Below are 14,046 nucleotides of genomic sequence, written 5' to 3'. Positions count from 1 at the left end.
ACCTGATTCAAGCGTGACGCAGCGCATCCACCACGACGCCGAACGCTGACGAACGTTCACGCCGGTTGGGGTAGTAGAGATGGTAGCCGGGAAATGGCTGGCACCAATCCTCCATCACCCGGACCAAGGCACCCTCGGCAATTTCCTTCGCGACCATGTCTTCCGGCAGAAAAGCCAAACCACAGCCGGCGACCGCTGCGCGCAAGATCGGCACGCTGCTATTGAATGTCCATTGCCCTTCGACACGCGCCTTGAGCTCGTGGCCGTCTTTTTCAAAGTCCCATTGCAGCAGGCTACCGTGGGTTGGCAAGCGCAGGTTGATGCAATTGTGTGCCGCCAAATCTGCAGGGGCTTCAGGCGCGGTGTACTTGCGCAAGTAGTCGGGGGCCGCCACTACCGCCATTCGCAACCGAGGGCCGATAGGGACGGCGATCATATCCTTGGCCACTTGGTCGCCCAGGCGTACGCCGGCATCGTAGCGCTGGGCGACGATGTCGGAGAGGGCGTAGTCCACGGTGATTTCCACGTGGATATCCGGGTAGGCGGGAAGCACCTTCAACAGCTTGGGCCAGAGGATGTTGTTGGCCGCATGTTCGGACGCTGAAATGCGCACGGTGCCTGACGGGGTGTCGCGAAACTCGCTGACTGCCGCCAACTCCAACTCGATCTCTTCGAACCGTGGGGCCATGGCCTTATACAAGCGCAAGCCCGCTTCGGTGGGTGCCACACTGCGCGTTGTGCGAGTCAGCAGGCGCACACCCAGGCGCGCTTCAAGGGCTCGCATGGTGTGGCTGATTGCAGATTGCGAAACGCCGAGCTGAGCGGCTGCGCGGGTAAAGCTGCCTTCGCGAGCGATGATCACGAAGGCTTGCAGATCGTTGAGATTGGCGCGGGACATTGATGAGGGGCCTTCATGAAAGTGTACAGGATTGTCCCATCTAACCATGTCTCAGGAGGTTCGATACAGGTGCATTTCTCGCAACCTGTATCGACGGTTACCTGGCGAGGGTTCTTGCGTAAAACGGCGTGAGTTTGCTCAGTGCGGCATCGACATATTTGGGTACCCAGTAGGTTTCGATATGGGTTGCGCCTTCAATCTTGAAGAGCTCTTTGTCCTTGGTGCCAGTAGCCTTAGCGAATGCATCCTCAGTCATGTACAGGCTATCGGCCTTGGTGCCGGCGATCATCAGTAGTGGCTGGCCAATCAGTTCGATCTGGTTGGTGGCGTCGAAGCGCATCAGGTCGAGCAAGCTGCTGGTTGTATACTTGAAGGTCGAGTTCGGGTGCGCGTGGGTTTTCCAGTAGTACTCGTAACCCTGGCGGTAGAGATCAAACGGTAATTTGGCAATCTGCTCGTCGGTCAGATTGGCATCGCCCGAGTAACGAACCTCGCCACCAGCAGCTTCCAGGGTGCGTGCCTCAGACGCTTGCTTGAGGCGATCCTGAATGGTGTCCAGTTGGGAGTCGACGTAGCCGTTACGGCGCACACGGCCTGAGTTGAACATGCTGATTGTGGCAATCGATTTGAAGCGCTTGTCGGTCTCGGCAGCGGCCAGGGAGTAACCGGCCCCGCCACAGATGCCGAGCAAGCCCAGACGCTGACCATCAACTCCGGCGTACTGGGTAATGAAGTCCGCCATGCCGTGGATATCTTCGATACGGTTGGCTGGTTTGTCGACGCTGCGCGGTTGACCGCCGCTGCCACCCTGATAGGCCGCATCGGCGGTAATGGTGATGTAGCCCTGTTCGGCCAAGCGCTGCGCATACAGCCCGGCGACTTGCTCTTTCACACCGCCGTTAGGGTGCGCCACCACAACGGTGGGGTAGGTCTTTTTGGGGTCGTAGCTGGCCGGGGTGTAAACGTTGGCGACGATGTCCAGGCCGTTGAGCTTGTAGGTCACCGGATGGATGTTGACCTTGCTCGGCTCATTCTTGGTAATCGCGCCGTCATATACTAGCGTGAACGGGTTCTTCTTGTAGTCAGCCGCCATGCACTTGCCGGCCGAAATGCCGACCATCGCGGCCATAAACGTGACCTTGAGAACTGTGTTTCTCATACGATTTCTCCAAACGATTGAAGTGTGAAACAGCAGATCTTTTTCTGATTCGGCATGCCTGCAGTCCTGGTCAATCCAGATGTTTCTCGGCAAGGAACTTGGCCACTAAGTCCGCGATTTGGACGTTGTTCAGGTCTGACATGGGAAAGTGTGTGTTGCCCTTGATGCCAATTTCCGGAAGGTGAATCAGCTTCACATCACCGCCATGTTTGTTAACGCTGTCGCGCCACAACCGCGCCATCGCTAGTCGAGCCCGCCAGCTGTCTTGGGCTGGTAGGTCGATGGCGTGATCAGGAATGTTGTCACCGTAGAGGATCAGGATCGGAATCCGCGTCAATGCCATGAACTGGCTCATCGGCACCTCAGCGCCTTGCACCGTGTCGAAAGCGCTGGGTATCGGTGCCGGAACCTCTCCTGAAGGAAAGACAAAGCTGCTACCCGGCTCGAACGCGACGATGGCTTTTACCTTGTCGTTCTTGATCGCGGTGAGCCAGCCGGGGCCGCCGCCCTGGGAGTGAGTGAATAAAATGCCGGGGCCGATCCGGTTGAACGCAGCGGATACTCCATCGGAAACCACGTCCATATCGAACGGACCTGTGTTGGGGGTCATGGCGCGAAAGAACTGGTCGCGTGTTTGCTCATCGCGCGCGACCTGCACGCCATCAAAGTAGTTGGGCCACAAACCGATGCGGAACTGGTTAAACCACAGCTGTTCGTCCGGCGTGGGCTTGAGCGTTGCCTCGACCATGCTGCGACCGGCGTTACCGCGGCGGGGTTGGTCGATCAGGTACACGCTAAACTGACGGCGCAGAAAAATGTTCTGGAAGCCTTCGCGGCCATCGGCTGTGGTTTCCCAGGTTTTGGAAAACTGGCCGGCACCGTGCCACATGACGATAGGCAGTTTTCGCGCGTTGACCGGCACTTGGTAAAACACATAGGCGTGATCGCCATGGTAGGTCTGTCCATCGGACGCCATGGGTTTGCGTGGGTCGAACGTACCCGGTGCAGTGATCAGGGTGCCGCCGGCGGCGAAGCTGCCTTGCTCCTGAATCTGCAATGGCGCGGCGGTGTTGCCAGGGCTGCTGATAGGCGCCGCACAGGCGGCAAGTAGGCACGTGATAGCGAGGGTCAGAACGTTCCTTGTGCTCTTCATGTTCAACTACCCGACGCCGCAAGGGCTTGAGTCAGCGCCGCACTCGCACGCGTGGCGACTGCTTCGTCTGCGTGTTTGGCGAGTATTTCGGTCACCTGGCGCAGTTGGCCAGCACTCAGGCCGACCCGCATGCTCGCCAGCATATGGGAGCGCAGCTGCGGCTCGGCACCCGGCGTTGCAGCCAAAGCGCCGACGGTGGCCAGTTCACGGCTTTGCCAGTCCAGGTTGTCACGCTCGAAGATGTCGCCGAACAGATGGGCCTGCAGGTACTGGTTGATGACCGGCGCAAAGTCGAACACCGGACTTTTCACCGCTCCACCGGATATGCGGGTCTGATTAACAGTACCGACCTCAACCAATTCCTGGCCCGTTGGGGCGGGCCGACTGGGTTCGCGTCCTGTTACATCCTGAATACCTCGCGCTTTGCGCGCATCAACGACCTTCATCAGTTCGCCCAGCGCATTCAGGCTGCGTGGGAAGCCCGCGTACGCATAGAGCTGCACCAGAATTTCCTTGGCCTCACTGATGGTCAGGCCCGCATCCAATCCTTGATTCAACGCCTGGTTAAGGCGGGGAATGTCGCTGGATGCCATAAACGCAGCGATCAATGGAATGGCCTGTTGTCTGCTCGACAATGCTTCGGAGGGCGGTGCTGTATTGGCTGGGGTAGACGGTGCCACGCTTTCTTGGGCGACAACGCCGGGAACGTCCCCCAAGCCAAGGCACAATGCCAGGAAAGCGGCAATGGAGCGGGTTTCGCGATATCTCAGGGCACGCAAGATCGATGCAGTCATTTTGGCGCGCCTCCGTACTCGGCATCGGAGACCTTGTCGCCCCAGGTCACGGCGCTGCCATCCAGGGATTCTGCCAACGCGATATGGGTCATAGCTGTGGTAGCGGTAGCCCCATGCCAGTGACGCACGTTGGCCGGAATCCATACGGTGTCGCCTGGGCGAATTTCCTGGCGGGCGCCGTCTTCCTGCTGCACATAGCCAACGCCAGCGGTGACGATGAGCGTTTGGCCCAGCGGATGGGTATGCCAAGCCGTGCGTGCTCCAGGCTCGAAGGTCACTGTACCGCCGCCAATGCGTGCGGGAGCATCGCCCTTGAATAGGCCATCAACCCGCACGGTGCCGGTGAAGTTGTCAGCAGGGCCTTGAACGGAAGGCTGAGTGCCAACACGGGTGACGCGAACTTCCTTGGTGTCCTCGGCTGTGGCTTCGCCAGCCATAAGCGAAAGGGCAACCAGTGGGGCGATCAGGGGGTTCATAGCCGTAACTCCTGGCAGGGAAGGGATCAAAGCCCAGTCATCTTCAGTACGGCCTCAGGCAGGCGTTCGCCGAGGACCTGGACCTGCGAGATCTGCTCACGGATCGCACGCAGCTCATCGCGGCTCAATTCCAGCTCGATAGCGCCAAGGTTTTCATCAAGGCGATGCTGTTTCGTGGTGCCGGGGATTGGCACGATCCAAGGCTTCTGTGCCAGCAGCCAAGCCAAGGCCACTTGGGCAGGTGTGGTGTTTTTGCGCTGTGCGACTGCTTTCACCACCTCGACCAATCCCAGGTTGGCCTTGCGTGCCTCTACGGAGAAGCGCGGCACGAAGTTACGGAAGTCCGACGCATCAAACTGGGTGTTCTCATCGATCTTACCGGTGAGAAAACCGGCGCCAAGTGGGCTGAACGGCACGAAGCCGATGCCCAACTCCTCCAGCACGGGCAGCAGCTCTTGCTCAGGGCCACGCCAGAACAACGAGTACTCGCTCTGCACCGCAGACAGCGGCTGCACCGCGTGTGCGCGGCGGATAGTCTCGACACCGGCTTCAGAGAGGCCAAAGTGTTTTACCTTGCCTTCAGCGATCAGGTCTTTGATTGTGCCCGCGACCTCTTCGATGGGCACCGCAGGATCGACACGGTGCTGGTAGAACAGATCGATACGGTCGGTGCGCAGGCGCTTCAACGCGGCGTCAGCCACTGCGCGGATATGCTCCGGTCGACTGTTGAGGCCAGCCCCTCGGGCGCCGGAAATCAAGTCGATGTCGAAGCCGAATTTGGTGGCGATCACCACCTGGTCGCGGATCGGCTGTAGGGCCTCGCCGAGCAGTTCTTCATTGCTGAACGGTCCGTAGGCCTCGGCGGTGTCGAACAGGTTTACTCCACGTTCGTGGGCGGTGCGGATCAGCTTGATCATGTCCTGCTTGTCGGCGGCCGGGCCATAGACCTGGGTCATGTTCATGCAGCCAAGACCGAGTGCGGACACTTCCAGGTTGTTGCCCAAAATGCGGGTTTTCATTTCTATCTCCTAGTTGGAAATGGGGGGCGCAGCGGGTCGATGACGTGCGTCACGCGTTTAACGTTTGAAGTTGCTGTCGCTTAGCCATTCGTTCACGCTCTGCATGGTTTTGCGCTCCTGCTCGCCCTCCATCACGAACCCCTCCAGCACCTTGGCCTTGGGGGCATGACGGTCGAGCACCGCACGGCTGTTGCCCAAGCCATAGCCGCCATGGGTGTTGAATGGAATGATGGTCTTGCCCGCAAGGTCATGTGCCGAAAGAAATGCGCGCACCACCGGGGGCATGGTTTCACCCCAGATGGGAAAGCCGAGAAACAGGGTGTCGTACGCGCCGAGGTTGTGGACCTTGCTTTCCAGCGCCGGCTCGAAACCGCTATCGCGCTCCCGGCGTGCCTGTTCCACCGTTTGCAGGTAGTCCTCAGGGTAGGCGGTGGCAGGGCGAATCTCGTACAGGTCAGCCCCCAGGCCGCGCTGGATAAGCCCGGCCACGACCCGGGTATTACCCGAACGAGAGAAGTACGCCACCAAGCTGCGAGAGCCGGAAGGTGCAGGGCGCTCTTCACTGGCTTGGGTGCTGCCCAGTGATAGAAGCGGCGAGCTGGCCAACGCAAAAACTACCGTGCGGCGCAGCGAGTCGTGGTCGTTCATTGCGCCTCCCTTAGCGACCGACACGCGCTTTAAGCGACTCGGGGTAGCGGTCACCTTGAATGCTGATCTGCGACAAGGCGGATGCAATGGCCTCCAGCTCCGCTGGGGTCAGGTTGACCGAGGCACTGCCGAGGTTTTCTTCAAGGCGATGCAGCTTGGTCGTCCCCGGAATCGGAACGATGCACGGCGCCTGGGCAAGCAGCCAGGCGAGGGCGATCTGTGCAGGGGTTACGCCTTTTTGCGCGGCAATCTCGCGCAACCGGATAACCAGGTTCTGATTGGCCTGCAGCGCCTCCTGACCAAAGCGTGGCACGACGCTGCGAAAGTCATCGCTGCCAAACGATGCGTCGGCGGAAATGGCGCCGGTGAGAAAACCTTTGCCCAGCGGGCTGAACGGTACGAAGCCGATGCCCAGCTCGCAGAGGGTTGGGAAAATCTCCAGCTCGGGCTCGCGCCACCACATCGAATATTCACTTTGCAGCGCCGTGACCGGTTGCACGGCGTGCGCTCGGCGGATGGTCTGCGCGCCTGCTTCCGAGAGGCCGAAGTGCTTCACTTTGCCTTCGGCGATCAGGGCTTTGACGGTGCCGGCAACGTCTTCGATGGGCACATCCGGATCGACCCGGTGCTGGTATAGAAGATCGATGTAATCGGTCCTGAGCCGGCGTAGCGAGCCCTCAACGGCCTCGCGAATATGCTCCGGGCGGCTGTTGAGAATCTGCTGTTTGTTGTCCGCGCCAAAGGTGAAACCAAACTTGGTGGCGATCACCACTTGATCGCGCACGGGCGCCAAGGCTTGGCCCACCACGTCTTCGTTCAAGTAGGGGCCGTACACCTCTGCGGTGTCAAAGAAGGTAACGCTCAGGTCCACGGCGGCGCGGATCAGGGACACGGCATCCTGGGTGTCCGTGGCCGGACCATAGCCGTGGCTCAGGCCCATGCAGCCCAGGCCAAGGGCCGAGACTTCTAACGAACTGTTGCCCAAATAGCGCTTTTGCATTGCGTTCTCTCCCAGCGTAAGCAAACCCGCCTGGCCCTTGAGCCAAGGTGGGGGAGGGTTGCAGTCACTCGGCTGCAACCTCGATGGGAGGACGTTAAGTGATGACCCGCGATCGGACTACCCGGGTAAAACGGCAAGGACATATGAAGAGAACTAATCAATCCGAAGCTCCGTCGCTGCAAGCGCTGATGCACCGGGGCATCCCGCAAAACTGGCTACGCATGCTTTGGTTCGCGGAGCCCGTTGCGTTCAGGGTAAAGCTTTTAAAGCACTGATTCCCTCTCAAGGGATCTGCCGCTGATGCTTCTTCAACCGGTAGGCAAATTGCGCACGGCTGAGCCCCAGGAGCCTCGCGGCGGCGGCCAGGTTGCCGGCGTTTTGTTGCAGCGCTTCATTGATCAGGCGCGACTCCAGGCCTTCGATGGAAAACCCCTGGTCCAACTGGCCGAGGGTGTCCAACAATGCGGGGCGGGGCGCCGGTGCGGCATTTGACAGGCTGCCGTGGTCGTCCAGGCCATAGGGGTCGGGCGGCATCGGTTCGTTGCGAAACAGGTGCACCAGGTCAATCGCTTGGCCTTCGTCACTGGCGATCAGGCCGCGCTCGATCAGGTTTTGCAGTTCGCGCACATTGCCCGCGAAGTCATAGCGCAGCAACACTTTCAGGGCGCGCATGGTCAGGCCCACCGGCGTGCGGGCGTACTCCTGGCAGAAGCGCGTGAGGAACGCGTTGATCAGCAGCGGGATGTCATCCCGGCGTTCGCGCAGCGGTGGCAGGGCGATGGGGTAGACATTCAGCCGGTAGAACAGGTCTTCCCGAAAGCTACCGTCGGCCACCGCTTTGCGCAGGTCAATATTGGTCGCGGCCACCACGCGCACATCCACCTTGATACCGCGCACCCCGCCGACCCGTTCGATTTCCCTTTCCTGCAAGGCCCGCAGCAACTTGCTTTGCCCGCCCAGGCTGAGGCTGGTGATTTCATCCAGAAACAGTGTGCCACCCTGGGCCCGTTCGAAACGCCCGGGGCGCGAGTGCGTCGCGCCGGTATACGCGCCGCGTTCGACACCGAACAGCTCGGCCTCGATCAGGTTATCCGGAATGGCCGCGCAGTTGAGCGCCACAAACGGGCTGTCATGGCGACGACTGAGCTGGTGCAACTGGCGCGCAAACATCTCCTTGCCCACCCCGGACTCGCCGCTGATCAGCACCGTTGCCGGGGTCAACGCCACACGTTGCAGGGCTTGTGTCGCGGCGTTGAAGGCGGCACTCGCGCCCACCAGCGTTTGCGGTGGGTGGGGCCTGGTGCTGGGGCTGACCGGGTGGTCGGGCGTGGGGGCGAGGGCGCTGGCGCTGACGGCCTGGGACACATTCAGGTAGCGCAGGTCCTGCTCGACGTCACCCCATTGCTCGGCCGTCTTGCCGATCACCCGACAGCTGCGGTGGCCCATGCCGCGGCATTCCACTTCGCGGAAAATCACCATTTGCCCGAACAGGCCACTGACGAAACCGATGGCGTAGCCGGTTTCAGTCCAGCATACCGGGTCCTGGCCGATGCCATAGGCACCCACATGTTCATCGGCTTCGCAGGAGTGGTGCCAGAGGAATTCCCCTTCGTAGAACCCCGAGTCGGCATCGAACTTGAAATGCAGCGGTTCGACCTTGGTCATGCCTTCCAGGGTGTGCAGGTGTGTCCCGGCGCGAAACACCGCGGCGGCATCGGCCTGCGGCCAGCGCTCGCGTATCAGCCGCGCATCCCGCGCCCCGGAGGCATAACCGGTGCGGGTAAACAGGCCGCGAGCCTGCTCCAGCCCCAGGCGCTCGATGACCTCTGCGCGCAGGGCGCCGAACGACGAACTGTGCAGCAACAACATGCGTTGATCGTTGAGCCAGATACGCCCGTCTTCGGGAGAAAAGAACAGGCAGTCGGTCAGCTCCGCCGGTGTGGGCGAGCTGCTGTCACTGAGTTGGCGGCTGTCACCGCGTGGATGATAGTGCGCGGTGGCCACCCCGTCGTCGGGCAGCGCGCTGTGGGGATTAGTCATTGTTATGCCCCTGCAAAGCGAGTGATCGATATGAGTAACTGCTCAGATAGTTATTAAACATAACCTTATCAATTGAACAAGTGGCAGGGCTCGGGTTTTTGCCGGGGTTCGCCGCAGCGTGTGTGAACGGCCCCCGGCAGGCCGCGTCCCAGAGCCCTCGATGGTTTATGTCAGCGGCATTGCGTGCCGACGGCACAGCCTTTGCTCAAGGCTTGATGCGGCGTTTGCACCCTGTGCAGACGATGACAATTACAAGAACCGGGAGTTGCCATGCCAGAGTCTGAAACCACCCACTTTCTACAGCGGGCCATTGAGTCCGAATGCCTGTTCAACGGCGATTGGATTCCCTCCTCGGGGTCCGTGATCGCGGTGATCGAACCCGCCACCGGCGAATCCCTGATGCGTTGCGCCATGGCCAACCCGGCCGACATCGCCGTCGCCAGCCGCAGCGCGGCCCTGGCGCAGCCGGCGTGGGCCGCACTCGGCCCACGGGAGCGCGCCGATGTGTTTCGCAAGGCGGCGGACCTGGCGCAGCAGTCCTTCGCTGAGTTGGCGCTGTATGTCGCCCGCGAAACCGGCGGCGCGTTGTTCAAGGGCGAACACGAAGTGCGCGAAGCGATTGTGCTGCTGCATCAGGCGGCGGGCCTGTTGGCCCAACCTCACGGGCTGGTGCTGCCCAGTGCGGCAGGGCGGCTGTCCTATGCACGGCGTCAGCCGCATGGCGTGGTCGGGGTGATTTCGCCGTTCAATTTCCCGCTGATCCTGTCGCTGCGCTCGGTGGCACCGGCGTTGGCGGCGGGCAATGCGGTAGTGCTCAAGCCCGACCCACAGACGCCGGTCAGCGGTGGTTTTCTCATCGCCCGGCTGTTCGAGGAAGCGGGCTTGCCCAAGGGCCTGTTGCAAGTGCTGCCCGGCGCCGCGACGGTCGGGGAGGCGCTGTGCCGTGATCCCAATGTGCGGATGATTGCTTTCACCGGCTCCACCGCGGCGGGGCGCAAAGTCGCTGAAGTGGCCGGGCGACACCTGAAAAAAGTCGCGCTGGAGCTGGGCGGCAAAAACCCGCTGATCATTCTCGAAGACGCCGACCTCGACCTGGCCGCGAGCAATGCGGCCTGGGGCGCCTGGCTGCACCAGGGGCAAATCTGCATGGCGACCGGCTTGATTCTCGCCCATGAATCGATTGCCGCCAGCCTCACGCGCAAGTTGGTGGACAAGGCGCGGGCGTTGACCGTGGGCAATGCCGCCCGGGGTGAAGCCGCGCTCGGCCCGTTGATCAACCAACGGCAATTGCAGCGCGTGCACGAGATCGTCAGCGACAGCCTGCAAGCGGGCGCACGGTTGGAGGCGGGCGGTGAATATGACCGGTTGTTCTACCAGCCCACCGTGCTCAGTGGCGTGCGTCCGGGGATGCGCGCTTTTGAGGATGAAATTTTCGGCCCGGTGGCCACGGTGGTCAGTTTTGCCACGGACGAGGAGGCCATCGAGCTGGCCAACCGCACCGAGTACGGTCTGGCGGCCGCCATCATCTCGCCGTCGGTCGGGCGCGCCATGGCCATCGGCGAGCGGCTTGACTGCGGCCTGCTGCACATCAACGACCAGACCGTGGCCGACGAATGCAGTAACCCGTTCGGCGGGCGTGGCGCCTCCGGCAATGGCGGCAGCGTTGGCGGGCCGGCCGACTGGGACGAGTACAGCCAGTGGCAGTGGGTGACGGTGAAAAATACGCCGCCCGGCTATCCGTTCTGAGCGCTGGCTCATCGGTTTGATCCACGCATGCCTATACAAAAACAAAAGGGCTTGAACATGAACCTGCAGAACAAAACCTTGATCGTCACCGGTGTCGCTTCAGGCATTGGCGCCGAGCTGGCGCGGCTGGCGCGTTTCCAGGGCGCAACGGTGATCGGTGTTGATCGCCATGAACCGCAACTGACCCTGGATGGCTTCTTCCAGGCTGACCTGGGTGACCCTGCCAGCATCGATGCCCTGGTGGCGCGCCTGCCGGCGCGGGTCGATGCGCTGTGCAACATTGCCGGGGTGCCCGGTACGGCGCCCGTGCAAGCGGTGGCCACGGTCAATTACCTGGGGTTGCGGCACCTCACTCAATCGCTGCTGCCTCGTATGCCGGCGGGTGGCAGCATCGTCAATGTCGCCTCGGTGCTCGGTGCGCAATGGCCGCAACGCCTGGAACTGCACAAGGCCCTGGCCGCGACGCAAAGCTTCGGGGCAGGGCAGCAGTGGCTGGCGGCCAATCCGGTGGAGCAGGGCAGCTGCTATCAGTACTTCAAGGAGGCGCTGATCGTGTGGAGCTTCCAGCAATCCCAAGGCTGGTTTCGCGACCACGCGGTGCGCATCAACTGCGTCGCGCCGGGGCCGGTGTTTACCCCGATTCTCGGCGATTTCGTGAGCATGCTCGGGCCGGAGCGGGTGGCCGCGGACAGCCAGCGCATGACCCGTCCAGCGCTGGCCGATGAGGTGGCGGCGGTGATTGCCTTCCTCTGTTCGGACGCCTCACGCTGGGTCAACGGGGTCAATCTGCCGGTGGACGGCGGGTTGGCGGCGACCTACGTGTAGGGGCTGCCACGGCGGTAAACCCCGGTGCGGACCCGCCGCGCCGGGGGTCTTGAATAACAACAAAAATACAGGACTTCCAAGATGCTCAAGCCTATCTTGCGGACGGTTGCGGCCATCACTTTTGTCGCACTGTCATCGACTGCACACGCTTACGACTTGCCCGGACTCAACCTGGGCAGCACCAGTTTCTACGACGGCTCACCGGCACCGGCCGGCCCGGGCTGGTACCTGGAGGAATACCTGACGTACTCCCGGGCCAGCCGCTTCAACGACGCCAACGGCCACAGACTGGCCTTGCCCAAACAGGATTTGGAAGTGGTGGCGCCGACCACGCAGATCATCTACGTCGGCCAGCCTTGGGCCAATGGTGCAATGCCCGGCTTCACCCTGATCAACACCTCCCTGGCTCACGTGGATGTCGACGATGGTTTGAATAACGCCGCGCTGAGTTCTCGCGCAGGCTTTGGCGACGTAATTCTCGGCGCCTTCCTGCAACTGCCGACCCTGAACCGGGCCGATGGCAGCCCGCTGTTGACCCAGCGGGTGGAGGCCGATGTCTCGGTGCCGGTGGGGGCCTATGACCGCAATCGCTCGATCAACCCCGGCAGCAATTTCTGGTCATTCAACCCGTACTATGCGGCGACGTACTGGTTCAGCCCGAAGTGGTCGGCGAGCGGGCGTTTCATGTACCTGTGGAATGGCAAGAATGATGATCCGCAGGCCGGCTTCGGTGATGTGTCCGATACCCAGGCCGGCCAGGCGTTGCATGCCAACCTGACGCTGCAATATGCCTTGAGTCAGCAATTGAGTGTGGGGGTGAACGGCTACTGGTTGAAGCAGATCACCGACACTCAAGTCGATGGGCATGCGGTGAGCGGGCGCCGGGAGAAGGTCTGGGCCATGGGCCCAGGCCTGCTCTACGCCTTCAGCAAGGAAAACGTGCTGTCGGTGAACGCCTACTTTGAGCAGCAGGCCGAGAACCGCACCGAGGGCAACAAGCTGGTACTCAACTGGCTGCACAAGTTCTAGCTGGCGCCGTACGCACCATCACGCTGATGATGCTCAGTGCGGCAATCACCACGCCGGGGGCGGTTGCCAGCAGTACCCCGGCGGTGCCGGCGCCGGCTGCGAGGAGTTGCCCGGCCGCCAGCGGCCCGGCCACCGAACCCAGGCGGCCAACGGCCACGGCGGCACCGACGCCGGTGGCGCGCACCGAGGTGGGATAGGAAGGCGGTGCCGACGCATACAGCACCAACTGCGCGGCCATGACGAACAAGCCGGCGGCAAAACCGGCGATGGCCATGGGCACGATGCCTACCGACAGGCCGACACCGGCTAACGCCGCCAGCAGCCCGGCGTACACCGACAGCACCACTTTGACGGCATTGCAGCGGTCCAGCAGCACGCCGCCAAGCAGCGAACCCAGGGCGCCGCCGATATTGAAGAGCATCTGCACCATGCCGGCCTGGGGTTTGCTGAAACCTTGTTCCAGCAACAACGAAGGCAGCCAGTTGAGCAGCATGTACATCACGGTCAGGGTGAAGAAGTAGCTCAGCCACAAGGCCAGTGTGGTGCGTGCGCGGCCGTCGCCGAACAGCGCCTGGCCGGTGGCGGGGCGGGCGCCGGGCGTGTGTTCGCGCTGTTGGCGAAAGGCCTGGGATTCCGGCAGCAGCAGGATCATCAGGGGCACGGCCAGCAAGGGCGCCAGGCCGCCGATGATAAACGTGGTCTGCCAGTGCTCACTGGAAAACATCGCCACCACGGCGGCCAATGCGCCACCCAGCGGCACGCCGCAGTACATCACGCTGATGGCCGTGCCACGGTTGCGTTCGCTCACTGCTTCGGCGCACAGGGCGATCAGGTTGGGCAACGCGGCGCCCAGGCCCAGGCCGGTGAGGAAACGCACCAGCAACAGGCTTGAGTAGCTTTCTACAAACGCGGTGCTCAGGGAGAACAGCCCGAACAGCAGCACCGCAATCACCAGGATTTTCTTGCGGCCGATACGGTCTGCGATCCATCCGCCGAAGAACGCCCCGGGCAGCAGCCCAATGATCCCGACGCTGAATACCCAACCGAGCATTTGCGGGTCGAGGGAAAAGCTCTGGCGCAGCCCGGCAGCGGTGGTACCGGCGGCTTGCAGGTCGAAGCCCTCGATCAGGGCAACGATAAAACACAAGGCGATCGTCAGCGTCGAACGACGCGATGAACTGTTCATGGGCAAACCTCATTGTTGTTTTTGTTGTGGTGGCGAGCCTGACGGCCTGCTGGCAATTAAGATAACAAATATA

13 protein-coding genes are annotated in these 14,046 nt (G+C 61.9%); 3 read left to right on the top strand and 10 right to left on the bottom strand.

Annotated elements, in window-relative coordinates:
• Positions 1-7: 7 nt before the first annotated feature.
• The 9 genes from LRS56_15355 to LRS56_15315 all read right to left on the bottom strand — a co-directional run bounded on the left by LRS56_15355 (position 8) and on the right by LRS56_15315 (position 9,187).
• Positions 8-898: a LysR family transcriptional regulator gene (locus LRS56_15355; GenBank protein ID WDU60302.1), complete on the bottom strand. Its 891-nt coding sequence runs from the start codon at positions 896-898 to the stop codon at positions 8-10.
• Positions 899-995: 97 nt separating this feature from the next.
• Complete coding sequence (locus LRS56_15350) at positions 996-2,057, bottom strand: alpha/beta hydrolase (GenBank protein WDU60301.1); 1,062 nt, start codon at positions 2,055-2,057, stop codon at positions 996-998.
• 70 nt (positions 2,058-2,127) lie between these two features.
• Entirely contained in the window at positions 2,128-3,210 is a 1,083-nt protein-coding gene (locus tag LRS56_15345) for an alpha/beta fold hydrolase (protein WDU65757.1), read from the bottom strand.
• A 2-nt stretch (positions 3,211-3,212) separates the two neighbouring features.
• The gene (locus tag LRS56_15340) at positions 3,213-4,004 is read right to left on the bottom strand and encodes a carboxymuconolactone decarboxylase family protein (protein WDU60300.1); all 792 of its coding nucleotides are present in this window, start codon (positions 4,002-4,004) and stop codon (positions 3,213-3,215) included.
• On the bottom strand, positions 4,001-4,480 hold the full coding sequence (locus LRS56_15335; protein ID WDU60299.1) for a cupin domain-containing protein: 480 nt from the start codon (positions 4,478-4,480) through the stop codon (positions 4,001-4,003). Before LRS56_15335 ends, LRS56_15340 begins: the two co-directional genes overlap by 4 nt.
• 26 nt (positions 4,481-4,506) lie before the next feature.
• On the bottom strand, positions 4,507-5,499 hold the full coding sequence (locus LRS56_15330) for an aldo/keto reductase (GenBank protein ID WDU60298.1): 993 nt from the start codon (positions 5,497-5,499) through the stop codon (positions 4,507-4,509).
• Positions 5,500-5,556: 57 nt separating this feature from the next.
• Positions 5,557-6,147 (bottom strand): flavodoxin, encoded by a 591-nt coding sequence (locus LRS56_15325; GenBank protein WDU60297.1) that lies wholly within the window; start codon positions 6,145-6,147, stop codon positions 5,557-5,559.
• 10 nt (positions 6,148-6,157) lie between these two features.
• A complete protein-coding gene (locus LRS56_15320; GenBank protein ID WDU60296.1) occupies positions 6,158-7,147 on the bottom strand; it encodes an aldo/keto reductase in 990 nt (329 codons plus the stop codon).
• 282 nt (positions 7,148-7,429) lie between these two features.
• Positions 7,430-9,187, bottom strand: coding sequence for a sigma 54-interacting transcriptional regulator (locus tag LRS56_15315; GenBank protein WDU60295.1), 1,758 nt, complete (start codon positions 9,185-9,187; stop codon positions 7,430-7,432).
• Between the two features lie 270 nt (positions 9,188-9,457).
• Here LRS56_15315 and LRS56_15310 point away from each other — a divergent pair, with 270 nt between their 5' ends.
• The 3 genes from LRS56_15310 to LRS56_15300 all read left to right on the top strand — a co-directional run bounded on the left by LRS56_15310 (position 9,458) and on the right by LRS56_15300 (position 12,787).
• Positions 9,458-10,933, top strand: a complete 1,476-nt coding sequence (locus LRS56_15310) for a benzaldehyde dehydrogenase (protein ID WDU60294.1) — start codon at positions 9,458-9,460, stop codon at positions 10,931-10,933.
• Between the two features lie 57 nt (positions 10,934-10,990).
• A complete protein-coding gene (locus tag LRS56_15305) occupies positions 10,991-11,758 on the top strand; it encodes a coniferyl-alcohol dehydrogenase (protein WDU60293.1) in 768 nt (255 codons plus the stop codon).
• An 81-nt stretch (positions 11,759-11,839) separates the two neighbouring features.
• Positions 11,840-12,787, top strand: coding sequence for a transporter (locus tag LRS56_15300; GenBank protein WDU60292.1), 948 nt, complete (start codon positions 11,840-11,842; stop codon positions 12,785-12,787).
• Here the strand turns inward: LRS56_15300 and mhpT are convergent.
• Complete coding sequence (gene mhpT / locus LRS56_15295; protein WDU60291.1) at positions 12,765-13,973, bottom strand: 3-(3-hydroxy-phenyl)propionate transporter MhpT; 1,209 nt, start codon at positions 13,971-13,973, stop codon at positions 12,765-12,767. The two genes, LRS56_15300 and mhpT, sit on opposite strands and share 23 nt — an antisense overlap.
• Positions 13,974-14,046 lie beyond the last annotated feature (73 nt).

The organism is Pseudomonas poae (assembly GCA_028869255.1).
Classification (GTDB): domain Bacteria; phylum Pseudomonadota; class Gammaproteobacteria; order Pseudomonadales; family Pseudomonadaceae; genus Aquipseudomonas; species Aquipseudomonas poae_C.
The sequence above is the reverse complement of the archived record's forward strand: the minus strand, read 5'-3'. Positions and strand labels throughout refer to the sequence as shown.

What these genes read in the sequence shown, in the direction of transcription:
- LRS56_15335 (WDU60299.1), bottom strand. Translation starts at nt 4,480, where the DNA reads ATGAACCCCCTGATCGCCCCACTGGTTGCCCTTTCGCTTATGGCTGGC.
- LRS56_15310 (WDU60294.1), top strand. Translation starts at nt 9,458, where the DNA reads ATGCCAGAGTCTGAAACCACCCACTTTCTACAGCGGGCCATTGAGTCC.
- LRS56_15340 (WDU60300.1), bottom strand. Translation starts at nt 4,004, where the DNA reads ATGACTGCATCGATCTTGCGTGCCCTGAGATATCGCGAAACCCGCTCC.
- LRS56_15330 (WDU60298.1), bottom strand. Translation starts at nt 5,499, where the DNA reads ATGAAAACCCGCATTTTGGGCAACAACCTGGAAGTGTCCGCACTCGGT.
- LRS56_15300 (WDU60292.1), top strand. Translation starts at nt 11,840, where the DNA reads ATGCTCAAGCCTATCTTGCGGACGGTTGCGGCCATCACTTTTGTCGCA.
- LRS56_15305 (WDU60293.1), top strand. Translation starts at nt 10,991, where the DNA reads ATGAACCTGCAGAACAAAACCTTGATCGTCACCGGTGTCGCTTCAGGC.
- mhpT (WDU60291.1), bottom strand. Translation starts at nt 13,973, where the DNA reads ATGAACAGTTCATCGCGTCGTTCGACGCTGACGATCGCCTTGTGTTTT.
- LRS56_15345 (WDU65757.1), bottom strand. Translation starts at nt 3,210, where the DNA reads ATGAAGAGCACAAGGAACGTTCTGACCCTCGCTATCACGTGCCTACTT.
- LRS56_15315 (WDU60295.1), bottom strand. Translation starts at nt 9,187, where the DNA reads ATGACTAATCCCCACAGCGCGCTGCCCGACGACGGGGTGGCCACCGCG.
- LRS56_15320 (WDU60296.1), bottom strand. Translation starts at nt 7,147, where the DNA reads ATGCAAAAGCGCTATTTGGGCAACAGTTCGTTAGAAGTCTCGGCCCTT.
- LRS56_15325 (WDU60297.1), bottom strand. Translation starts at nt 6,147, where the DNA reads ATGAACGACCACGACTCGCTGCGCCGCACGGTAGTTTTTGCGTTGGCC.
- LRS56_15355 (WDU60302.1), bottom strand. Translation starts at nt 898, where the DNA reads ATGTCCCGCGCCAATCTCAACGATCTGCAAGCCTTCGTGATCATCGCT.
- LRS56_15350 (WDU60301.1), bottom strand. Translation starts at nt 2,057, where the DNA reads ATGAGAAACACAGTTCTCAAGGTCACGTTTATGGCCGCGATGGTCGGC.